Below are 21,003 nucleotides of genomic sequence, written 5' to 3'. Positions count from 1 at the left end.
TCGTCGGTCAGGGGGTGGGTGATCAGGGGGTGGTGAGGTTCAGCGCGGCGATGCCGGGGAAGAGGGCGAACGCGACGGTCAGCGGCAGCAGGAGGAAGACCACCGGGGCGAGCATCGCGATCTCCCGCCGGCCGCCGGACTCCATGAGCTCGCGCTTGGCCGCGTCGCGGGCGTCGGCCGCCTGGGCGCGCAGCACGTCCGCCAGGGGGCTGCCGCGCTCGATCGCGATCGCGACGCCGTCGGCGAAGCGGGACACGGCGGCGAGGTTGCTGCGGGTGCCGAGCGACGTGAGGGCCTGCGCGACGGTCGCGCCGGCGCGGACGTCGGCCAGGGTGCGGTCGAGCTCGGCGGCGAGGGCGCCGTCGACGGTCCGGGCGACGCGGTCCAGGGCGGCCACCGGTGACTCCCCGGCCCCGACGGCGAGCGCGAGCAGCTCCGCCACGGTGGGGAACTCGGCGACGATCCGGCGCTCGCGGGCCTGCACCTGGCGCGAGAGCGCCCAGTCCCGGGCCAGGGCGCCACCGACGGCGCCCAGCAGCACGAGCGCGGCCACCGGCAGCGGCTGCAGGCCACGGGTCGCGGCGAGCGGGACCGCGATCACGAGGCCCGCCAGGAGTCCGATCGCGGCCCACAGCACCTGCTCGACGCGGAAGCCGTCCACGCCGCCGCGGTCCGGGAGCATCGCGAGCCGGGTGCGGATGCTGACGGTCGAGCTGCCGAGGTGCTCGAGGAGACGTGACAGGTCGGTCACGACGGGCGGGGCCAGCGCCCTGGCGAGGCCGGGACCGGTGCGGAGGGTGCGGGGCGCGACCGGCGCGGCCAGCAACGATGAGGTCGCCGAGCGGCTGCCCACGTAGGGCGCCACCCGCTCGGCGAGCGTGGGTCGGGCCGCGCGCCAGGAGCTGACCACGAGCAGCGCGCCGCTCGCGACCCCCGCCCCGACGAGGGCTCCGACGGCGTTCACGGCCGGCTCCGCAGGACGCGTGGGTCCTCGGGCAGCCGGCCGATCCGGAGCATCACCGCGTACGCGAGCGCCGAGACGACGGCCCCGCCCGCCAGCAGCCCGATACCGGCGGGGGTGTCGAACGCCGACGCCGACATCCCCCGACCGCTCATCAGCGCGAGCACGAGCCAGGGCGCGGCGACGGCGAGCCGCGCGCCGTTGACGGTCCACGACTGGCGGGCCTCGAGCTCCCCGCGCGTGCGCTGGTCGGTCCGCAGGAACTCCGACAGCGTGCGCAGCATCCGGCCGAGATCGGTCCCGCCGACCTCGGTGGCGACGCGGAGGGTGGCGGCGAGCCGGTCGGCGACGGGGTCGGCCAGACGCTCCTGCCACACGGTGAGGGCGTCGAGGAACCGGCCGGAGGCGCGGTACTCGGCGGCGAAGACGGCCATGTCGGCGCGCAGCTCCTCCGGACCGCGCTCGGCCATCGCGACCATGGCCTCGGGGAGGGTGAGCCCGGCGCGGACCGCCGAGGTGAGGTCGTCCACGACGTCGGGCCAGAGCTGACCCAGCTCGATCCGGCGACGCCTCGCCCGCGACCGCACGTAGACGAGGGGGAGGACGGCGACGATGACGGCGAAGGCGACCGCCACGCTGAGGGCGCTGCCGGTCCCGAGGGCGACGACCCCGACCACCAGGGCGAGGGCCAGGCTGACGCCGACGAACGCCGGCAGGGTCACCGTGTGCATCCCGGCCCGGGCGGCCAGGTCGTCCCACGCCGTCCGTACCCGAACCGGGGTGGTGAACACGAGCGAGTCGCGCCAGGTCGCCGACCACATCAGCAGGAGCCCGACGCCGAGGAGCAGCCCGATCGTCGCGCCCATCAGGCTGCCCACCCGTCGTCGGACCGGTCGCCGAGGAGAGCCGCGAGGTCGTGGCCCGCGCGCTCGAACCGCTCCTCGCCGCTGGGGTAGCCGTTACCCCGGGTCAGGTGCCCGAGCGGGTCGGTGGCCGACCGGTGGAACAGGTCGGACGTCTCCACGACGCCACCCTCGGCCCGCCCGGTGACGGCGAGGATCTCCCGCACGCTCCGTCGTCCGGACCGGTCCAGCTCCATGTGGACGACGATGTCGATGGCCGAGGCCACGGTCGGCACGACGAACGTGCTGGACACGTTCGACCCGGCGAGCAGCGGGAGGATGCAGAGCTTGTGGACGGCCTCGCGGGCGCTGTTGGCGTGCACGGTTCCCATCCCCGGCAGGCCCGCGTTCAGGGCGATGAGCAGGTCGAGGGACTCCGCCTCGCGGACCTCGCCGATGACGAGGCGGTCGGGACGCATCCGCAGCGCCTCCTTCACGAGCCGACGCAGGGTGATCTCGCCCGTGCCCTCGAGGTTCGGCTGGCGGCACTGCATGCCGACGTGGTCGCGGACCCCCGGCTGGAGCTCGAACACCTCCTCGCACGTGATGAGTCGCTGCGAGCTGGGGATCGAGCCGCACAGGGCGCCGAGCATCGTGGTCTTCCCGGCCTGGGTCGCCCCGCTGACGACCACGTTGAGCCCGACGGCGACCACGGCGTCCAGGAAGGCGGCGGCGCGCTCGGGGAGGGTCCCCAGGGCGACGAGGTCGTCGAGGTGCTGGGCGCGGGCGGTGTACTTGCGGACGTTGACGGCGATGTGGCTGCGGGTCACGTCGGGGATGACGACGTGGACGCGCTCGCCGGTCGTGAGCGTCGCGTCGACGAACGGGGTGCTCAGGTCGAGCCGACGCCCGCTCGGGCGCAGCATGCGCTCGGTGAGGTCGCGGACCTCGTCGGTGGTCAGCAGGACCGTGGTGAGCTCGGGAACGCCGTTCCTCGCGACGAAGACGCGCCCGGGGGCGTTGATCCAGAGCTCCTCGACGGTCGGGTCGTCCAGGAAGACCTGCAGGGGGCCGAGGCCCGCGACGGCGTCGAGGACGGTCTTGGCGGCGGTGGAGGAGTCGGGCAGGGCCGGAGCGGTGCCGCGCAGCACCCGCTCCTCGTAGTCGATGACGGCGTCGGCCACGAGGCCGCGGAACGCGGTCGTGTCGCGCGCCGGGTCGATGCCGCGACGACGTACGAGCTCTCGCACCTCGGCCTCGAGCTGAGCTGTTCCGACGGCCATGGCCACCCCCCTGGCAAGCAACCTAGGGCGACGTCATATGGCGTGGCTAGTCATCCTTTCGCCGTTGTGGACAACTCGCCGCCTGCGGCGGTCGTGAGGCGGACGCGGCGCGAATCGGCGTCGTTCGAGACCCCGTCAGCTCCCCTCGAGACCGTGCTCGCCCAGCTGGTGGCGGAAGAGCCGGGCGAAGTGGCCACCCCTGGCCAGCAGGTCCTCGAACCTGCCCTGCTCGAGGACGACGCCGTCGTCGAGGACGTAGATGCGGTCGACGTCGCGCAGCGTCCAGGCCCGGTGCGACACGAGAATCGTGATCCGGCGCGCCCGGTCGGCGACCAGTCGTCCGAGGATCGCCTCCTCGCTCTCGGCGTCGACGGCGGCGGTCGCCTCGTCGAGGACCCACACCGGGGCGTTCCGGACGGCCACGCGCGCGAGGCTGAGGCGCTGCCACTGACCGCCCGACAGCGCCGTCCCACCCCACTGCTCACCCAGCATCGCGTCGAGGCCGTCGGGCAGGCCGCGTACGAACGCCGCCAGTCCCGCCAGCTCCAGGGCGCTCCAGAGCTCCTCGTCCGCGACGGTGCGTCCCTCCGCGCCGAGGAGAAGGTTGCGTCGGATGGAGAACTCGTAGCGCTCGAACTCCTGCACCAGGGTGCCGAACCGTTGCAACCACGCCGACGTCCCGACGTCGGTCGGTGCCACGCCGTCGAGCGTCACCGTCCCCCGGTCGACCTCGAGCAGGCCGAGCAGACCGCGCAGCGCCGTCGTCTTCCCCGCGCCGTTCGCGCCGACCAGGGCGATCACCTCGCCCCGACGGGCCTCGACGGACACGCCCGTGACGGCGGGGGAGTCGCGGCCGGGGTAGGTGTGCGTGAGGCCGGAGACTCGGAGGTGGTCGATCTGGGTCGGGGCCGCCCGCCCGGTGTCCGCGGCGGGGGTGGCGGAGGCGAGGAAGTCACGCAGCTGCGCGGCCTGCGGGCCGGTGCTCAGCAGGCGCCCCAGGTGCACCCCCGCCATGCCGACGGCGGCCGCGCCGGCCGTGATGCCGGTGATCCCTGCGACGGCGACGGGCGAGTAGCCGGTGTCCGTGAGCAGCGCTGCCAGCGCGCCGAGCACGAAGACGGTGGTCACGGCGCCGACCAGCCAGTCCGAGCGCAGCTCCCGCCGCGACAGGGCGACCCGCAGCGCCCGGATCTCGTCCCACCGCTGCGCGGCGTCGTCGGCCACGCTCGGACCGGCGCCGAGCGTGGCGAGCTCGACCGCGGAGCGCTGCCGCACCAGCAGGTTGCCGAGGTAGCGCACGCGCCCGAAGGGTGGGCCCGCCGCGTCCCAGTAGCGCGACCAGACGCGCGCGAGCAGGCGCCCCGCCACCAGGGCCGGGATCAGGGCGAGGACGGTGAGCAGGCCGGCGAGCCGGGAGAACGTCGCCACGGCGACGACGATCGCCGCTGTCGAGATCACGCCCTCCGCCCCGCTGACCAGACCGCCGAACAGCGACCGGCTCGCCTCGGTCGCGATCTCCTGCTGCTTCTGGAGCTCGGCGGTCGTCTCGGGGCGTGCGAGATCGCTCGGCGAGGTGTGGGCGGCGCGGTGCATCACGTCACCCGTGAGGGCGGCCGCGACGCCGTGCTCCGCCTCGGTCCGCAGCGTGGTGGCCACCGAGCGGACCGGCCCGCCGAGGCCGATGACCGCCACGACGAGGAGCAGCGGCGGGGCGACGTCCGCGAAGCCGGCGTCGCCGTCGAGCCGCTCGACGAGCTGGGCGAGGGCGTAGACCTGGAGCGCAGGGACGAACGCCAGCAGCAGGGTGACGGTGACGGAGGAGAGAACCCGCAACGGCGAGACACGCCAGATCCGCCTGACGATGAACGCCACTCCTGCCGCCGCTGCGCGCATCGTCCGAGGCTAGGGGTGGACCGGCTTCGGCGTCACCGCCATTGATCGGGCTCCGGGCGCGGTCGACGCGACCCTGGCCGTGCTGCCCCGGTGGGACGGGCTCCGTCAGGACGACGACGAGGTGCTGCTCGCGCTCGACGAGATGTCCCGCGCCACCGTGGGTCGGTCGCCCTCGATCGGGAGGGGGTGAGGATCGACGTGGGCGACGTTGTACTCCGAGTAGCCGCGACGGCGAACGAGGTCACGGTCCAGGACGTGTGGTGGCTGGCTCCGAGGTCGATCGGCTGAGACCACGACGGCGGTGCAGGGGCGGACAACCAGATCAGGCCGCCTCCTGCGGGCCGCGACGTCGCGGGGTGGCGATGAGCCGCGATGAGCCCGCGGGCGGTCGGTGGTAGCGGTGCCCGGTCGGGGTGGTCCAGATGGTGGAGCCGTCGGGAGTGATGCGGTAGCGGTGGCCGTGGTGGGTCTTGAGCTTGTGGTGGTGGCGGCACAGCGGTCGGAGGTTCGGCGCGTCAGTAGGACCGGCCGGCCACTCGACGGCGTGGTCGTTGTCGCACGCTGACGAGGCCACGGTGCACGCCGGGGCGATGCAGGTGGGGTGGAGCGCCCTCACGAGCCGGCCGAGCTCGGCGCCGGGGCGGTAGCCGGGCGTGGCGAGCTGCGGTGCGGGGTCGAACCCTGCGGGCCAGTACTTCCCGGTCTCCTCGCCGGAGCGCGGGACGGGCGACGGTCCGCCGGGGTCGTCCGGGTTGTCGGGGCTGCTGGTGTCGTCGTGAACGGGGCGGGCCCGCTGCAGGTCGCGCTCGCGATCGGCCTGCTCGAGGGTGTCGGCCAGGGCCGTCGTGACCGTGAGCCAGCGGGGTGGGTCGATGGCGAGCTTGCGAGCGGTGGTGGGGTCCAGGGGTGCATGGCCGAGGAGCTCGGGGACGTCGACCCCGGGCCGGCAGCGCTCGGGGGCCTCGTAGGTCTCGAAGCGCCGTGCGGACTCGCCGTCGGTGGTGAGCGCGAGGTCGTGCTCCCACGGGTCGACGGGGTCGATGTGGTCGGGTTCGGGCTCGGTCAGGTGGGCAGGGGCCAGGGCGAGCGTCAGCGTCGCGCTGGTGCCGGAGAAGGGCATGAACGGGCGGAACGACTCGGCCTCCCTGACCTCGTTGGGCCGGCCGACGTCGGTGGGCTGAGGGCGTGGAGGGTCCATGGTCAGGAGGCTGCTGGCGATCGAGGGCGGACCCTGGTCGATCGCCTGGTGGTCGTAGCCGAGGCGTCGTCTGGCGCGGGCACCGAGCTCGGCGATCGTCGCGTCCAGCGTGCGACGGACCTGAGCGAGCGGGCTCGGTTCGCGCTCGCGAGCCTTCTCTCCGCGGACCTCGTCCTCGATCAGATCGGCGAAGAAGGCCCGCGGGTCGGGCTCGGCGCCGTCGAGGGGAGGAGCGCCGTCGCCGTCGCCGGTGCCGACGGGAGCGCCGTCGCGGGGGGACGTCTCGGTGGTGGTGCCGGTCAGGAGCTGGGCGCAGCTGGGGCCGGCCGTGAGCGAGCCGGCGGTGAGGGCGGTGGTGGCGAGGGTGGTGAGGGCGTCGGCGCGCAGCTGGTCCAGGAGGCGGGGGTCGCCGGCGGCGCGGGCGGCCTTGGCGGCCCCTTCGGTGGCGGTGTAGATGGCGGCGATGTCCAGGGCGGGGGCGATGACGCGCAGGGAGGCCTGGCCGTCGGGTAGGAGGCGGGGGTGCTCGACGCGGCGCCGGGTGGCGGCGAGGACGGCCCGGCGGTGGGCGGTGGTGGGGTCGGTCTGGATCAGAACGGCCTGGATCCGCTTCTTGAGCGCGTGGTGAGGCAGCCCGGGAGCGTCGGGCAGGACCTGTTCCGTGACCGCGAAGCAGACGGCAGGCTCCTGCGCCCCGAGCAGGTCGGCGAAGATGGCGGCCTTGCCCGCGTCGATGGCGCCGGACGCCAGTGCGGTCCCGACGGGGTGGAGGATGCCTTCCAGCAGGCGCCCTTCCCCCACCAGTCGCGCGGCTCGTTGGCGACTGACGCCGAGACGCATGGCGAGCTCGTCCGCGGCCGGGCCGCCTCTCTCGACCCGAACGGGCGTCCCGGGCGGCTGGGGGGCGAGACGGTCGGCGTCGATGACGCCGTGGCGGATGTGGAGGCGGGCGGCGGTCGCGCGCAGTCCGGCCTCGGCCCAGCCCGCGACGGCAGCGAAGGCCGCGGCCGTCTCCAGCAGCTCGCCGGGGTCGAGCGCCATGAGGTGAGCGAAGTCGGACAGCTGCGGCAGGCGCTCGAGCACCTGGGTCGGCGGTCCGCCGTCCTCGGGGCGGTGGAGGCCGAGGCGGACACGGATGCTCTCGGGGTCGGAGGCGCCGGAGCCGGGCGCAAGCCCCAGCCCCCACGGGGTCACCGTGGGTGTCGCTCCAGACCCGTCGTCGAACATGCGTCCAGTTTACGCCTGCGGAGTCGAGAGGAAGAGGTATGGCGCAATCTGTGGATACGAGTTTTCGGCTGTGGATGGCGCCGGCCGCCGTCGCGACGACAGCGGTCCAGCCCTACCCCCGCAGCCCCAGCACGACCCCGATCTGACGACGGACGCGGTCGGTGACGACGTCGACGTCGGGCTCCGGGCTGCTCGCCATCTCGACGAACATCACGGCCGAGACGACCTGCGCCAGCGCCGCGGCCTCGGTGGCGCCGACCGACGAGGTCCGGGCGAGGAGGCCGGCGACCGCCTCCTGCGTCTGGGCGACGATGCTCAGGGCCCGGGCGTGCTGCGGCTCGGCCGGATCGCCGAAGACCATCTCGCGCAGGTACGTGCGCCCGTTGTCCACCTGGGCGCGGTTGCACGCCACGACGGGACGCAGCAGCGCCACGATCGCGTCCAGCGTGCCCTCCACCGCCGTGGCGGCGCGCTCGCCCTCCGCCAGCGCCTCGGCGTAGTGGGCGTTCTGCACCAGGAGGAGCAGCTCGCCCTTGTTCCTGATGTAGAGGAAGAGCGTGCCCGCACCGATGTCGGCGGCGTCGGCGATCTGCTGGGTCGTGACGTCGTCGACGCCGTGCCGGGCGAAGAGCGCTGCCGCCGCCTCGGTGATGCGGTCGAGCTTGGCCTGCTTGTTCCGCTCGCGGCGGCCGAGCGGTCGTGCTCCCGTTGTCATCCAGCGTCCTTCCGGGGGTGTCGAGGCTGATGGCCATTCTCCTTGGCCCCACGGTGACGGGGAGTCCGCGACGCGCGCCACGCGCGCCACGCGCCCCGCGGACCAGCCGTCACACCTCCGGGCGGACCAGCACGGCCTTGCCCCGCACCGCGCCCGAGGCGAGCGCGGTCAGGGCGTCCGTCGCCTCGTCGAACGCGAACGGCGTCACGGACGGCGGCCGCAGGGTGCCGTCGGTGACCAGTGCGGCGACCCGCTCGAGCTGGGCGCCGGAGGCGTGCATGAAGAGGAACTCGTAGCGCACGCCGAGGGCCGTGGCCCGTCGCCTGACCTTCCGGCTGAGCAGGGTGATCGCGCCGCGCAGCACGGGGTTCAGTCCGGCTGACCGGGCGAACGCCGGCGTCGGCGGGCCGGAGATCCCGATCGCCAGGCCGCCGGGCCGCAGGACCCGCAGCGTCCTGTCGAGGTTCTCGCCGCCGAGGCTGTCCAGCGCGAGGCCGTAGTCGCTCAGCAGCTCCTCGAAGCGTTCGGTGCGGTAGTCGATCACGACGTCGGCGCCCAGCTCGCGCACGAGGTCGGCGTCCTTGGCGGAGACGGTGGTCGCGACCCTCGCCCCGAGGTGCTTCGCGAGCTGGATCGCGACCTGCCCGACGCCACCGGCGCCACCGTGGATCAGCACCTTCTGGCCCGGGGTCACGGCACCGCGCTCGACGAGCGCCTGCCACGCCGTGAGGCCCACGAGCGGGAGGCCGGCCGCCACGTCGACCCCGATCGACGGGGGCGCCGTCGCGACGTCGTCCTCGTGCACCGCGATGCGCTCCGCGAAGGTGCCGATGCGGCCGTCCCTGGGCCGCGCGAACACGGTCTCCCCGATCGCGAACCGTCGAGCGTCGGCGCCGACGGCGACGACCACCCCCGCGACGTCGTGCCCGAGGACGAGGGGAAGGTCGTACGGCAGCAGCTGCTTGAACTCGCCGGCCGCGATCTTCACGTCGAGCTGGTTCACACCCGCCGCTCGGACCTCGACCAGGACGTCGTGCGCGCCGAGCGTCGGCTCGGGAACCTCGGCCAGACGGGGCGCGGTGCCGTACCGGTCGATCAGCCAGCCCTTCACGCCTGCTCACCCCGTGCCAGCTCCGGGTACACAGCCTCGAGCGGTGCGCTCAGCGAGGCCTTGAGGTTGCGGGAGATCTCGTCCGCCAGGACCTCGTGCTCGCCGGCCTGGAGCGCGTCCAGCACGACGGCGACGAGGTCGGCCGGGTCGGTCTTCGGGCCGTCGGCGTGCGCGGCCATCGCCGTGTCGACCCAGCCGACGTGGACGCCGACGACCTGGACGCCCGCCGGGGCGAGCTCGAGGCGCAGCGAGTTGGTGGCCGACCACAGGGCCGCCTTGGTGGCGCTGTAGATGCCGCCGACGGCGTACCAGGCCATGGCCGAGTGGATGTCGATCAGCGCGGCGTCGCTCGCCTCCCGCAGCACCGGGGCGAACGCCCGCGCCACGAACAGCGGCCCGAGGAAGTTGACCTCGACGTTCCGGCGGATCTCCTCGTCGGTGTGGGTGAGGATGCCCGCCGAGGCCACGGAGGCCCCCGCGTTGTTGATCAGGACGGTGACGTCGGGCGCGGCCGCGACGGCGGACCGGATCGACTCGGGGTCGGTGACGTCGAGCGCGAGGGGCACGATGCGCGGGTCGTCCCACGAGCGCGGGGTGCGGGCGGTGGCGTAGACCTTCGCCGCCCCGCGGGCGAGCGCCTGGTGGACGAACTCGGTGCCGATGCCACCGTTCGCGCCGGTGACGAGGACGACTGCTCCGTCGAGTGAGGTCATGAGGGACTCCTTGGGGGAAGGGGCGGGCGAGCCCGCGCGACTGTCTGACCTCAATCACAACTGAGTGCGCTCAGTAATATTCCCGTGGGTCAGAGCGGGTCGGCGAGCACCGCCCCGAGCGCCCGCGCCTGCACGCCGTCGACGTCGGGGGAGGAGTCGCCGGTGAGCGTGACGAGCGACTTCCACAGGGCCCAGCCGCGCCCTCGCTCCCAGGTGGCCTCGTCGACGTCGGCGGCGTCGCGGAAGGTCGCACGATCCTCGTCGTCGAAGAACGTCCAGGCCATCACGAGGTCGCACGCCGGGTCGCCCACCCCGCACGTGCCGAGGTCGATGAGGGCCGACAGCGCGCCGTCTCGCACGAGCAGGTTGCCCACGGCGACGTCGCCGTGGAACCACACCGCCTCGTGGGGCCAGGCCGTCGCCGTCGCCCGTCGCCAGACCTCCTGTGCCCGGGCCTGGTCGACGGCGTCGCCCAGCTGCACGAGAGCCCGCTCCACCTCGTCGCCGTAGACGCTCGGGTGGCACCCGCGGAAGAAGGAGTGCGCTCCGGCGAGCAGCCCGTCCGCCGTCGGGAGCGAGCGCAGCGTCCGAAGGGTGGCGCCGAGGTCACGGGCGAGCCGCGTGGTGTCGAGCGGACCTGCGCCGTCCACCGTCTCGCCGTCGAGCCAGCGCCGGACCGACCACGGGAACGGGTAGCCCGCGCCGGGTTCACCCACCGCGACCGTCTCGGGCACGGCCACCGGGAGACGCCCGGCGAGCAGCGGCAGCACGCGCTCCTCCTTCGCGACGCCGGCGACGTACCCCTGCGCGCTCGGCAGCCGGACGGTGAGCTCCTCGCCCAGGCGGAACGTGCGGTTGTTCCCAGCCCTGCCGCGCGACCGGGCGGACGGGGAGGTCGCGCCACCGGGGGTGCTGCTCCGCGATGAGACGGGCGACCAGGGCGGCGTCGATCGGGATCATCCCGCGATCCTCCCGTGGTCGCGGCCGGGCGGCACCTGGATTCACCGGGCGCGGCCGACACCGCACGCGATCGTTGCCCTTTCGTCCGGCGTCGACACACGATGGGGAGTCAGTGAAGGACAACGACCGACGAAGGAGCCTCACCATGAGCGAACCGACCTACGAGCCCGGCGAGATCGACCGCCGCGAGACCGACGTCGAGCCGCAGGGCCTCAGCCAGCGGCAGAGCGAGGGCCCGGGCCAGGGTGAGAACTCCGAGCCGAGCGGCGTGCCCGGCGACCAGCTCGGCGACCCCGCCGCGCGGGGCGAGGACCCGGTCGTCCAGCGTCAGGAGGACGAGGGCGGGCAGGTCGAGCCCGGCTGAACCGACCCCGAACCGACGGTCAGGGCGCCGTCGCCGGTCTCACGGCTGGCGGCGGCCCCGGCTGCCGACGGAGGCCAGGCCCCAGCGGATGGTGCGGGTCGCGACGGCGCCGCTCACCCTCCGCAGACCGTCGCCCCGCGGTCCACCGACCTCGAGCTCGCTCCTCGTCCAGGCGGGCAGCAGCCCGATCGCGCCGGCGGCCACCAGGCGGTAGCCCTGGCGCGAGGCCACGGGGAGCGGGGGCTCGCGCAGCAGGAAGTGCGCGGTGTCGCGCGCAGCCTCGGACGCGGCCAGCTCCGAGCGGTAGGACGCCAGCGCGGTGACGAGCTCCGCCGTCGACGTCGGGACGTGCTCGGCGCCGAGCGCCCGAGCCACCCGCGAGGTCTGAGCGACGTAGGTGTCGGACTCGGCCTCGGTGAGGGGCCGGGCGCCGTGACGCTGGTGGGCCCGCAGGAACGAGTCGATCTCGGCGATGTGGACCCACGTCAGCAGGTGGGGGTCCGAGGCGCGGTAGGAGCGGCCGTCGGGCGCCTTGCCGCGGACGCGCTCGTGGACGGCGCGGATCCTGTCGATCATGGCCTGGGCGTCCTCGGAGGTGCCGAAGGTCGTCACCGCCAGGAAGGTCGAGGTCCGCTCGAGCCGGCCCCACGGGTCGCCGCGGTAGCCGGAGTGGCCGGCGACGCCGGCCATCGCGAGCGGGTGCAGGGACTGCAGCAGCAGGGCTCGCAGGCCGCCGACGAACATCGAGGCGTCGCCGTGGACGCGCTGGATGGGGCTGTCGGGCTCGAACCACCGCGGCCCGGGGGTGTCGTGGATCCGGCTCCGGGCGGCGTACCCGTTCTCGCCCGCGACCCGTGTGAACAGGGCGTGGCCGATCGATTCGCGTGCTCGGTCCAGCGGTGCGGTGATACCCACGTCACCATCAGAACACGCGAGCGGTCAGGACCGGTCAGCCGGCTGCGTCCTCGTCCCGGACGGGGGTCGCCGACGGGCGGCCGACGGCGCACCGCCGCGGCCCGACACCCGGGGGTCGAGGCGGAGCGTCCCTGTCGCGCGGCTGTGCTGGGCGAGGGCCAGGAGCGAGGCGAGGGCGAGGCTCACCGCGGTCATCTCGACGACCTCCTCGACCATGGTCGCGTAGAGGTAGGTGTTCGTGACGACGCCGTCGGCCCGCGCGAGCGTCCGGCCGTTGAGCGTCTCGACGCCGACGGCCCCGAGAACGAAGAGAGTCCCGGCCACGAGGATGCCGATGCGGCTCGCGATCGGCAGCGCGAGGATCGTGCGGAGCAGGACGGCTCCGACGACGAGCGCGATCGGGAGTCCGATCAGCACCCACGTGAACCAGAGGTCGAACGGCAGCAGGGCGGCGACGCGCTGAGCGGGCCCGTCGAGCCGTTCGTGGAGCTCGAGGGCCTCGTCCACCGAGGCCACCGTCGCGACCGTGGCGACCACCCACCACGACCGGCGTCGCGGTGGGCGCGACAGGGCGATCGCGACGGCCACCGCGGCGACGAGCAGCCAGAGACCCGTCGCGTACCAGGTGGCGACGTTGTGCTCGCGCCCGACGTCGAAGTACCAGAACACCGTGTGGAGGTCCTGCGAGAGCCGGCCCTCGGTGCGCTGGTGGGCCGTGAGCGTGACGAGCGCGATCACGACGATGACGACGCCGATCGCCGACAGGACCGTGGCGATCCGGACGAGCGGCAGCGGCCGGTGCCCGGGGTCGGTGACCTCCGTCCGCTCCTCCGGATCGGGCGCCCCGGTCGCGTCGGACGCGTCGGACGCGTCGGGCGCGTCGGTCGAGCCGGGTGCGTCGCGGGCGAGGGACGGGGCGTCGTCGGTCACGTCGCCACGCTAGGTGGCGCGGATGAGACGCAGATGAGAACGCCCTCCGTCCCTGGACCGGGCGTCCGACCTGGGCCACGATCGGGGGATGGTCACGCCCCCGCCCGCCACCATCGGTGCCCCGATCCCGGTGCTCCGCGTCTTCGACGACGCCCTCACCCGGGCGTTCTACCTCGACTACCTGCGGTTCGAGGTCGTCTTCGAGCACCGGTTCGAGCCGGGGCTGCCGCTCTACCGTCGCGTCCGGCGCGACAGCGCGCTGCTGGACCTGAGCGAGCACCACGGCGACAGCACCCCGGGATCGTCGGTGTGGTTCCCCGTCTCCGACGTGCACGCGCTCCACGCCGAGCTGCACCACCGCGGCCACCCGTCGCTCCGGCCCGGCATCGACCCCGACGCGCCGGGCGGTCCGACGATGGACCTCATCGACCCGTTCGGGAACGGGCTGCGGTTCTGCCAGCCGACCGGCTGAGGCCGGCCCACCGGCTGAGGCCGGCGGACCACACCGCGGTGTCCGCGTCCTAGGCTCACGACGTGCCCGAGCTCGCGCCCCACATCGCCGCCGTCCCGCCGTCCGGCACCCGTGCCGTGTTCAACGTCGCGCTCGAGCTCGCCGAGCGCGGTGTGCCGATCCACTCGCTCGTCGTGGGGGAGCCCGACCTCGCGCCCGAGCCGCACGTCGTCGAGGCCGCGAGGGCGGCCTGGGCCGCGGGGGAGGTGCGCTACGCACCGAACGCGGGCCTCACGCAGCTGCGCGACGCCGTCGCCGTCCGCCTCGCCGCGCAGCGGGGGCACGCCGTCGAGCGTGACCAGGTGTGGGTGACGCTCGGCGGGACGCAGGCGCTCTACCTCGCCATGACGCTGCTCCTCGACCCCGGTGACGAGATCCTCGTGCCCGATCCGGGCTACACCACCTTCACCATGGCGCCGCTGGCGCAGTCGGCCGTCCCCGTGCCCTACCCGCTCCGGCCGGAGCACGCGTTCGTGCCGCAGGTCGCCGACCTCGCCGCCGCCGTCACGCCCCGCACCCGGGCGATCGTCGTCAACTCGCCGTCCAACCCGCTCGGCACCGTGCTGGGGCACGAGGTGCTGCAGCGGGTGGTGGACCTCGCGGTCGAGCGCGACCTCTGGATCATCAGCGACGAGGTCTACAGCGAGCTCGCCTTCGGCGCGCCGCACGTGCCGATCGCGTCGCTGCCCGGCGCGGAGGGTCGCGTGCTCAGCGTGCACTCCGTCTCCAAGACGTACGCCCTCACCGGCGCGCGGGTCGGCTACCTCGTCACGCCGTCGGGCTGGAGCGAGCCGATCAACGCGCTCCAGGAGGCGATGATCAGCTGTGTCGCGCCCCCCGACCAGCGCGCGGCGCTGGCCGCGATCACCGGTCCGCAGGACGGCGTCGCGACGGCGCGGGCGCACTACGCCGCCAACCTCGCCCTCGCGTGCGCGCTGCTGGACGAGGCCGGGATCGGCTACCTCGAGCCGCAGGGGACGTTCTACCTGTGGATCGACGTGCGCTCGCGCAGCGGCGGCGACGTCGCCGCCTGGGCCCAGCGGCTGCTGCGCGAGCGGGCGGTCGCCGTCGCGCCCGGGACGGCGTTCGGGGCCAGCGGCGAGGGCTGGGTGCGCATCTGCGTCGCGGCGTCCCGCGCCACGATCGAGGCGGGGATCGCGGCGCTCGCGGGGTGGCCGCAGGACTGAGGTCGGCGCCGGGGGACCGGGCGGTTCCAGGCGCGCGTGGTAGTAGTGGGGCAGCCACTCGTTCGTCCTCGGAGGTCCTGCCGTGCGTCTTCCCCGTCGTCCCGCCCTCGCCCTCGGGCTGCTCCTCGTGCTGCCCCTGGCGGCGTGCACCAGCGACGGCGGCGAGCCGGACCCGTCGTCGAGCACCGAGCCGACCGCCGTGGAAACCACGCCCGTCGAGATCCCCGGACCGCAGGACCTGGAGGTCACCCGCGTGATGATCCAGGGGGGCGAGGTCGCCCAGGGGCAGGCCGAGCTGCTTCCGGCGCAGTCGCGATTCCACGTCGACGCCGCCTGCCTGAGCGGGGACGGGACGGGGCTCGGCGCCGTCAGCGTGATCATCGACGGGCAGAGCTCCACCGCCAAGGAGATGCAGTGCAACGGCACCCCGGTCTCGATCCAGATGCTCGGCAAGCCGAGGGACGCCACCATCCAGCTCTCCGTGTCGGTGCCCGAGGGCGACCACATCACCGCCTACGCGGTCGGCACCGCCAGGTAGGGAGCGTCGCGAGCGGCTCGCGGGTCCGTGCGCACCCCCGTACGGGACGTCCTGGCCGCCGCGATGGCGGTCGTTTGACCCAGGCTTGAGACGTCGGTGACCGTTGCAATTCCGGGACTCGAAACGATTCGACAAACGGTCGTCCACGGGCGCATGATGGAGTCGCCGTCGGCAGCGAGCACGCGCCGGTCCGGCGATCCGGCACCCGCACCGCGTACGAAACCGAGCCCGCACATGACCCAAGCGCCCATCCGCCCCCAGCTCCCCGTCGTCGACGTGGTCCCCGGCAACGCCACCGGCGCCGTCTCGACCGCCCGCGCCCCCCGTCCCCGCGCCGCCCTCGTCGGCCTCCTCGGGGCGATGTCCGCCGTCTTCGCCATCACCGTCGACATGTACCTGCCCTCGCTGCCCCAGGTGGCGGAGGAGATGCAGGTGGGCGAGGCGACGGCGCAGCTGACCATCTCGTTCATGATGTTCGGCGCGGCGTTCGGCCAGCTCGTGATCGGGCCGTGGTCCGACCGCGTCGGACGGCGCAGGCCCGTCATCATCGGCGCGGCCGTCCACATCGTCGCGTGCCTCGCGGTCCTGCTCGGCTCCGGGATCGTCGTGTTCCTCGGACTCCGCCTCATGCAGGGCGTCGGCGCCGCGGCGCTCGGCGTGTGCGCGCAGGCCTTCATCCGCGACCGCTACAACGGCCCCGTCGCCGCGGCCACCCTGTCGCGCCTCATGCTCGTGATCGGCGTGGCGCCGCTGTTCGCGCCCACCGTCGGGGAGTTCATCGCCCACCACTGGGGCTGGCGCGCGGTGTTCGCCGTGCTCGCCGCCTGCGGCCTGCTCGTGATGCTCGCCGTGTGGAAGTTCCTGCCGGAGTCGCACCCGGTCGAGCGCCGGGCCGTCGGTGGGCTCGCGACGGCGATGCGCAACTACCGCGTCCTGCTCGCCGACAAGCGCTTCCTCGCGTTCGCGATGCTGCCCGGGCTCGTCAGCGGGGCCCTGATGGCCTACGTGTCGGGCTCGCCGTTCGTGCTGCAGGGCCAGTTCGGCCTCACCGGCGCGCAGTTCTCGATGTTCTTCGCCGCCGCAGGCGTGCTCATGGTCGGGATGGCGCAGATCAACGCCCACCTGGTGCACAGGTACTCGCCGATCCGGATCATCCGGGTCGCGCTGCCGGTGCAGATCTCGATCGTCGTCGTGCTGCTCGTCATCGCCCTGCTCGGGGTCGGCGGCCTGTTCGGCTTCCTCGTCCCGCTCGCGCTCGCCGTCTCCCTGCAGAACTTCGTGCCGCCGAACGCGACGGCGATCGCGCTCGGCCGCCACGGTGAGCGCGCGGGGGCCGCCGCCGCCGTCTGCGGTGCGCTCGGCGCGCTCCTGCCGGCCGCGATCAGCCCGTTCGTCGGGGTGTTCGGCGGGACCGCGATCTCGATGGCCGCCGTGATGCTGTTCTCGCTGACGGTGGCGCTCGCCGTCGTGACCTTCGGGACGGGCGCGTTCCGCCGCGGTGGGTTCGAGGCCGGGCGCGACTGACTCCTCGCCCGTCGCGGGGCCGGTCGGTCAGACGTCCTCGCGGGGGCCGGTCGAGCTGTCGGCCGTCGCGGAGCGCTGCTCGCGGTTCCGGGCGATCCGGGCCGCGAGGAACAGCAGCGAGCCCACGACGACGTAGCCCAGCGCGCCGAGCCACACAGCGCCGCTCTGCTGGAACAGCAGCACGATGCTCGTGATGATCGCCAGCACGGGGACCACGCGCGGGATCGTGAAGTGGTCGTGGTCGACCTCGTCCTTCTTCAGCACGAGCACGCTGACGTTCGCGGAGATGAAGACCAGCAGCAGGAGCAGCACGGTCGTCTCCGCCAGCGTGGAGATGTCCCCGACGAACGACAGCGCGATCGTGGCCCCCGCGACCACGAGGATCGACACCCACGGGGTGCGACGGTTCGGCAGCACGCGGCCGAACGCCCGCGGGAGCAGGCCGGCCTCAGCGAGCCCGAACCCGACGCGGCTCGCCATCACCATGAACAGCAGCGCGCCGTTGGCGATCGCCACCAGCGCGATCATGCTGAACAGCCACGGCGGGACGCCGACCCCGGTTGCGTTGACGACGTCCAGCAGCGGCCCGCTCGAGCTCGCGAGCTCCTCCGGAGGCAGCACGATCGCGGCGGCGACGGCGATGCCGAGGTAGACGACCGCGGCCGTGATCAGCGCGCCGAAGAGTGCACGGGGGTAGACCTTCGCCGGCCGGCGCACCTCCTCGGCCATGTTGGCCGCCGCCTCGAACCCCAGGAACGAGAAGAACGCGACGACCGACGCGGCGAACGCACCCTGCACCGGGGGGACGCCCTCGGCGAACTGGGTCAGCCGCCCGGCGTCGCCCCCGCCGCCGAAGAAGAAGATCGAGGCGACCGTGATGACGATGACCAGACCGCTCACCTCGATCACGGAGGCGACGAGGTTCGCGGTCAGCGACTCGCGCACGCCGCGGAGGTTGACCGCCGTGAGGATCACGATGAACACGATGGCGACGAGCTGCGGGTTCACGTCGACGAGCGCGGTGAAGTAGTCGCCCGAGAACGCGTTGGCGAGCGCGGCCGCCGTCGTGATTCCCGAGGACAGCATGAGGAAGCCGACCAGGAAGGCGACGTAGGGCTTGCCGAACGCCCGCTCGGCGTAGCGGGCGGCGCCGCCCGCGTGCGGGTACTTCGTGATGAGCTCCGCATACGTTCCGGCCGTCAGCAGCGCGACGACGAGCGCGATGAGCAGCGGCAGCCAGATGACGCCGCCGACGTCCGTGGCCATCGTGCCGACGAGCGTGTAGATGCCCGCCCCGAGGGTGTCGCCCACGATGAACGCGAACAGCAGCGGCCCGGTGATGACCTTCTTCAGGCCGCCGGGCGAGGTCGAGCCGCTCTCGTCGACGGAGGCGTTCGACGCCGAGGCGCTCGACGACGTGGCGGAGCCCGCGGGGAGTCGGTCATCGGGCCACCCCACTACGCCCCGGGGTCGATGGCAAGGGTCGCGTGCCGGCGGGTCGACGCGACGGTCGCTGCGAGGGTCGTCGCGACGGGGCTCGCGAGACCGACGCGTTCGCGGCGAGGATGGACACCATGCCTCCCACCGCCGACGCCTTCACCACCCGCCCCGACCTGCTCGGCACGCACGGCATGGTCGCCTCGACGCACTGGCTCGCCTCGGCCTCGGGGATGGCGGTGCTCGAGGCGGGGGCAACGCGTTCGACGCCGCGATCGCTGCCGGCCTCGTGCTCCACGTCGTCGAACCCCACCTGAACGGGCTCGGCGGCGACATGCCGGTCATCGTCCACGAGGCGGCGACCGGGGCCACGCGGGTCGTGTGCGGGCAGGGGGTGGCGCCGGCCGCGGCGACCGTCGACGCCTACCGCGACCTCGGTGTCGACGCGATCCCCGGCACCGGCCACCTCGCCGCCGTCGTGCCCGGCACCTTCGGCGCCTGGATGCACCTGCTCGGCCGCTACGGCACCCGGCCGCTGACCGAGCTGGCGAGCTACGCCGTCACCTACGCCCGGCACGGGCACCCCACGCTGCCCCGCGTGACGTCCACGATCGACGCCGTCGCGCACGTGTTCCGCGAGCACTGGACGAGCTCGGCCGCGGTCTACCTCGCGGGTGGTGCCGCGCCGTCGCCCGGGTCGCTGCTGCGCAACCCCGACCTCGCCGACACGCTCGAGGTCCTCGCGCGGGCCGGCGCCGCGGCCGGGGGTGACGCGGCGTCGCAGGCCGAGGCGGCCCGGGCCGCGTTCTACGAGGGGTTCGTGGCCGACGCCGTGGACGCCTTCGCCGCGACGCCCCAGTGGGACGGCGTCGCCGACGGGGCGCACCGCTCCTTCCTCACGGGCGCCGACCTCGCGGCCTGGCGCGCGAGCGAGGAGGCACCCGCGACGCTGGTGTTCGGGGGCGTCGAGGTGGTCAAGCCCGGGCTGTGGAGCCAGGGGCCGGTGCTGCTGCAGCAGCTCGCGCTGCTCGAGGCGGCCGGGGTGGCGGGGATCGACGCAGACGACCCCCGCTGGGTGCACCTCGCGATCGAGGCGAGCAAGCTGGCGATGGCGGACCGGGAGGCCTTCTACGGGGACTCGCTCGATCACGACGGCGGTGCGCGCGACGGCGGGGAGCGCGTCGCCGTCGCCGACCTGCTGGAGGTGGCCTACACCCGGGAGCGCGCCGCGCTGCTCGGGGAGCGGGCGCTCGCGGACCTGCTCCCGGGCCGACCGCGGGGCGTCGAGCCCCGGCTGCCGCGGCACGTCGTCGAGGCGATGCGCGCCGGCGTCGACGGCGCGTGGCCGACCGGACTGGGCGAGGTCCGGCCGGGCGAGGGCGAGCCCACGGTGGCGCGCGGTGACACGTGCCACCTCGACGTCGTCGACCGGTGGGGCAACGTCGTCTCGGCGACACCGTCCGGCGGCTGGCTGCAGAGCTCGCCCGTCGTGCCGGGGCTCGGGTTCTCGCTGCCGACCCGCGGTCAGATGTTCTGGTTGGAGGAGGGCCACCCCGCGTCGCTGCGCCCGGGGCGTCGGCCGCGCACGACCCTCAGCCCGGGTCTCCTGCGGGACGGCCACGGGCGCGTGACGGCGTTCGGCACCCCGGGCGGCGACCAGCAGGACCAGTGGACGGTGCCGTTCCTCGTGCGGCACCTGCTGCACGGCTCGTCGCTGCAGACGGCCATCGACGCCCCGACCTGGCACAGCACCCACGGGCCGAGCTCGTTCTCGCCGCGGGGGGCCGAGCCGCTCGGGGTCGTCGCGGAGTCCCGGCTGGGGGAGCGGGTGCTGGGCGACCTGCGGGCGCGGGGGCACGAGGTCACCGAGGTCGGACCGTGGACGCTCGGACGGATCAGCGCGGCGGGGCGGCGCGCGGACGGTCTGCTGGAGGCGGCGGCCAACGCCCGCGGGAACCAGGGGTACGCCGTCGGGCGCTGAGCGAGGACACCAGGCCCTCCCGGCGGTTTGGGTTGCGGTGACCTTAAGTCCGACGTACGCTCGTCCCGTCGGAGTTAGAGTCAGTCGGACCTGAAGGGGGAGTGCGATGAGCCTGCAGCTCGCCGTCTCCAGCGTGATCCTCGCGCTGCGCCCCGCTCCCGCCGTCGGCGCAGCCACCGCCCAGCCCGCGGGGCTGGCCCTCTGGCTCCCGCTCGTGCGCCGCATCCGCGAGCCGTACGAGGGCCTCTGGGCCCTCCCCGGCGGTCCGCTCGGCGAGGGCTGCGGCCTGGAGCAGGCGGCCCGCAACACGCTCAGCTCCACCACCGGCCTCGACCCCGCCTACCTCGAGCAGCTGTACGCGTTCGGCGGCCTCGACCGCTCGCGCGACTCCGCGCACCCGAGCACGGACCGCGTCGTCTCGATCGTCTACTGGGCGCTCGTGCGCGCCGAGGAGGACGCTCGCGCCGAGCGCGCCGAGAACGTGGAGTGGTTCCCCGCGCAGGCGCTGCCGGCGCTGGCCTTCGACCACGCCCAGGTCATCGACTACGCCCTCGCCCGGCTGCGCGCGAAGATCGCCTACTCGCCGATCGCCCACGCCTTCCTGCCCCCCGAGTTCACCCTCACCGAGCTGCGGGAGGTGGTCGAGGCGGTCACGGGCAAGGAGATCGACCCGGCCAACTTCCGCCGTCAGACGCTCGCCTCCGGCGACGTCG

At 74.1% G+C, this 21,003-nt stretch carries 19 protein-coding genes and 1 pseudogene; 8 read left to right on the top strand and 12 right to left on the bottom strand.

Translation table 11 applies throughout. From position 1 onward, the window contains the following. Positions 1–22: 22 nt before the first annotated feature. From C8046_RS05785 to C8046_RS05745, 9 genes are all read right to left on the bottom strand, one after another. Positions 23–964: a type II secretion system F family protein gene (locus C8046_RS05785; RefSeq protein ID WP_109228629.1), complete on the bottom strand. Its 942-nt coding sequence runs from the start codon at positions 962–964 to the stop codon at positions 23–25. Beyond that, on the bottom strand, positions 961–1,827 hold the full coding sequence (locus C8046_RS05780) for a type II secretion system F family protein (RefSeq protein ID WP_109230774.1): 867 nt from the start codon (positions 1,825–1,827) through the stop codon (positions 961–963). Before C8046_RS05780 ends, C8046_RS05785 begins: the two co-directional genes overlap by 4 nt. Beyond that, positions 1,827–3,086 (bottom strand): CpaF family protein, encoded by a 1,260-nt coding sequence (locus C8046_RS05775; RefSeq protein WP_109228628.1) that lies wholly within the window; start codon positions 3,084–3,086, stop codon positions 1,827–1,829. Before C8046_RS05775 ends, C8046_RS05780 begins: the two co-directional genes overlap by 1 nt. Before the next feature lie 135 nt (positions 3,087–3,221). Next, complete coding sequence (locus C8046_RS05770) at positions 3,222–4,979, bottom strand: ABC transporter ATP-binding protein (protein ID WP_109228627.1); 1,758 nt, start codon at positions 4,977–4,979, stop codon at positions 3,222–3,224. A 322-nt stretch (positions 4,980–5,301) separates the two neighbouring features. Then, the gene (locus C8046_RS05765; RefSeq protein WP_109228626.1) at positions 5,302–7,404 is read right to left on the bottom strand and encodes an HNH endonuclease signature motif containing protein; all 2,103 of its coding nucleotides are present in this window, start codon (positions 7,402–7,404) and stop codon (positions 5,302–5,304) included. 112 nt (positions 7,405–7,516) lie between these two features. Then, complete coding sequence (locus C8046_RS05760) at positions 7,517–8,119, bottom strand: TetR/AcrR family transcriptional regulator (protein ID WP_109228625.1); 603 nt, start codon at positions 8,117–8,119, stop codon at positions 7,517–7,519. 109 nt (positions 8,120–8,228) lie between these two features. After that, positions 8,229–9,230, bottom strand: coding sequence for an NADP-dependent oxidoreductase (locus C8046_RS05755; RefSeq protein WP_109228624.1), 1,002 nt, complete (start codon positions 9,228–9,230; stop codon positions 8,229–8,231). Beyond that, positions 9,227–9,943, bottom strand: a complete 717-nt coding sequence (locus C8046_RS05750) for an SDR family oxidoreductase (protein WP_109228623.1) — start codon at positions 9,941–9,943, stop codon at positions 9,227–9,229. Before C8046_RS05750 ends, C8046_RS05755 begins: the two co-directional genes overlap by 4 nt. Positions 9,944–10,032: 89 nt before the next feature. Next, a complete protein-coding gene (locus tag C8046_RS05745) occupies positions 10,033–10,761 on the bottom strand; it encodes an aminoglycoside phosphotransferase family protein (RefSeq protein WP_235866424.1) in 729 nt (242 codons plus the stop codon). A gap of 287 nt (positions 10,762–11,048) precedes the next feature. On the opposite strand from C8046_RS05745, the gene C8046_RS05740 reads away from it, so the two are divergent. Next, entirely contained in the window at positions 11,049–11,267 is a 219-nt protein-coding gene (locus C8046_RS05740) for a hypothetical protein (protein ID WP_109228622.1), read from the top strand. A gap of 39 nt (positions 11,268–11,306) precedes the next feature. Here C8046_RS05740 and C8046_RS05735 read toward each other — a convergent pair whose 3' ends face one another. Together C8046_RS05735 and C8046_RS05730 are read right to left on the bottom strand one after the other, a co-directional pair. Beyond that, the gene (locus tag C8046_RS05735) at positions 11,307–12,182 is read right to left on the bottom strand and encodes an oxygenase MpaB family protein (protein ID WP_235866144.1); all 876 of its coding nucleotides are present in this window, start codon (positions 12,180–12,182) and stop codon (positions 11,307–11,309) included. 24 nt (positions 12,183–12,206) lie between these two features. Next, positions 12,207–13,112, bottom strand: a complete 906-nt coding sequence (locus C8046_RS05730; RefSeq protein ID WP_109228621.1) for a hypothetical protein — start codon at positions 13,110–13,112, stop codon at positions 12,207–12,209. A gap of 88 nt (positions 13,113–13,200) precedes the next feature. Between C8046_RS05730 and C8046_RS05725 the strand changes: the two genes are divergently transcribed. The 4 genes from C8046_RS05725 (at position 13,201) to C8046_RS05710 (ending at position 16,872) form a co-directional block, all read left to right on the top strand. Further along, the gene (locus C8046_RS05725) at positions 13,201–13,584 is read left to right on the top strand and encodes a glyoxalase superfamily protein (RefSeq protein ID WP_109228620.1); all 384 of its coding nucleotides are present in this window, start codon (positions 13,201–13,203) and stop codon (positions 13,582–13,584) included. Positions 13,585–13,646: 62 nt separating this feature from the next. Then, entirely contained in the window at positions 13,647–14,810 is a 1,164-nt protein-coding gene (locus tag C8046_RS05720; RefSeq protein WP_109228619.1) for a pyridoxal phosphate-dependent aminotransferase, read from the top strand. An 82-nt stretch (positions 14,811–14,892) separates the two neighbouring features. Continuing rightward, complete coding sequence (locus C8046_RS05715; RefSeq protein WP_109228618.1) at positions 14,893–15,348, top strand: hypothetical protein; 456 nt, start codon at positions 14,893–14,895, stop codon at positions 15,346–15,348. 234 nt (positions 15,349–15,582) lie between these two features. Then, the gene (locus tag C8046_RS05710; RefSeq protein WP_109228617.1) at positions 15,583–16,872 is read left to right on the top strand and encodes a multidrug effflux MFS transporter; all 1,290 of its coding nucleotides are present in this window, start codon (positions 15,583–15,585) and stop codon (positions 16,870–16,872) included. A gap of 27 nt (positions 16,873–16,899) precedes the next feature. Here C8046_RS05710 and C8046_RS05705 read toward each other — a convergent pair whose 3' ends face one another. Further along, positions 16,900–18,330, bottom strand: coding sequence for an APC family permease (locus C8046_RS05705; protein ID WP_235866142.1), 1,431 nt, complete (start codon positions 18,328–18,330; stop codon positions 16,900–16,902). Positions 18,331–18,446: 116 nt separating this feature from the next. Between C8046_RS05705 and C8046_RS20190 the strand changes: the two genes are divergently transcribed. The 3 genes and pseudogenes from C8046_RS20190 to C8046_RS18340 all read left to right on the top strand — a co-directional run. Further along, on the top strand, positions 18,447–18,626 hold the full coding sequence (locus tag C8046_RS20190) for a hypothetical protein (protein ID WP_419183550.1): 180 nt from the start codon (positions 18,447–18,449) through the stop codon (positions 18,624–18,626). Further along, a complete protein-coding gene (locus C8046_RS05700) occupies positions 18,599–20,290 on the top strand; it encodes a gamma-glutamyltransferase family protein (protein WP_419183549.1) in 1,692 nt (563 codons plus the stop codon). Before C8046_RS20190 ends, C8046_RS05700 begins: the two co-directional genes overlap by 28 nt. Before the next feature lie 106 nt (positions 20,291–20,396). Continuing rightward, a pseudogene (locus C8046_RS18340) lies at positions 20,397–20,990 on the top strand (NUDIX hydrolase); the annotation flags it as partial. Positions 20,991–21,003: the final 13 nt, after the last annotated feature.

The organism is Serinibacter arcticus (assembly GCF_003121705.1).
Taxonomy (GTDB): Bacteria; Actinomycetota; Actinomycetes; order Actinomycetales; family Beutenbergiaceae; genus Litorihabitans.
Note: the sequence above shows the minus strand (reverse complement) of the source record. Positions and strands in the feature narration are given on the sequence as shown.

Coding starts and splice junctions, on each gene's coding strand:
- C8046_RS05710 (WP_109228617.1), top strand. CDS start 15,583: ATGACCCAAGCGCCCATCCGCCCCCAGCTCCCCGTCGTCGACGTGGTC.
- C8046_RS05775 (WP_109228628.1), bottom strand. CDS start 3,086: ATGGCCGTCGGAACAGCTCAGCTCGAGGCCGAGGTGCGAGAGCTCGTA.
- C8046_RS20190 (WP_419183550.1), top strand. CDS start 18,447: ATGCCTCCCACCGCCGACGCCTTCACCACCCGCCCCGACCTGCTCGGC.
- C8046_RS05780 (WP_109230774.1), bottom strand. CDS start 1,827: ATGGGCGCGACGATCGGGCTGCTCCTCGGCGTCGGGCTCCTGCTGATG.
- C8046_RS05725 (WP_109228620.1), top strand. CDS start 13,201: ATGGTCACGCCCCCGCCCGCCACCATCGGTGCCCCGATCCCGGTGCTC.
- C8046_RS05770 (WP_109228627.1), bottom strand. CDS start 4,979: ATGCGCGCAGCGGCGGCAGGAGTGGCGTTCATCGTCAGGCGGATCTGG.
- C8046_RS05760 (WP_109228625.1), bottom strand. CDS start 8,119: ATGACAACGGGAGCACGACCGCTCGGCCGCCGCGAGCGGAACAAGCAG.
- C8046_RS05740 (WP_109228622.1), top strand. CDS start 11,049: ATGAGCGAACCGACCTACGAGCCCGGCGAGATCGACCGCCGCGAGACC.
- C8046_RS05750 (WP_109228623.1), bottom strand. CDS start 9,943: ATGACCTCACTCGACGGAGCAGTCGTCCTCGTCACCGGCGCGAACGGT.
- C8046_RS05765 (WP_109228626.1), bottom strand. CDS start 7,404: ATGTTCGACGACGGGTCTGGAGCGACACCCACGGTGACCCCGTGGGGG.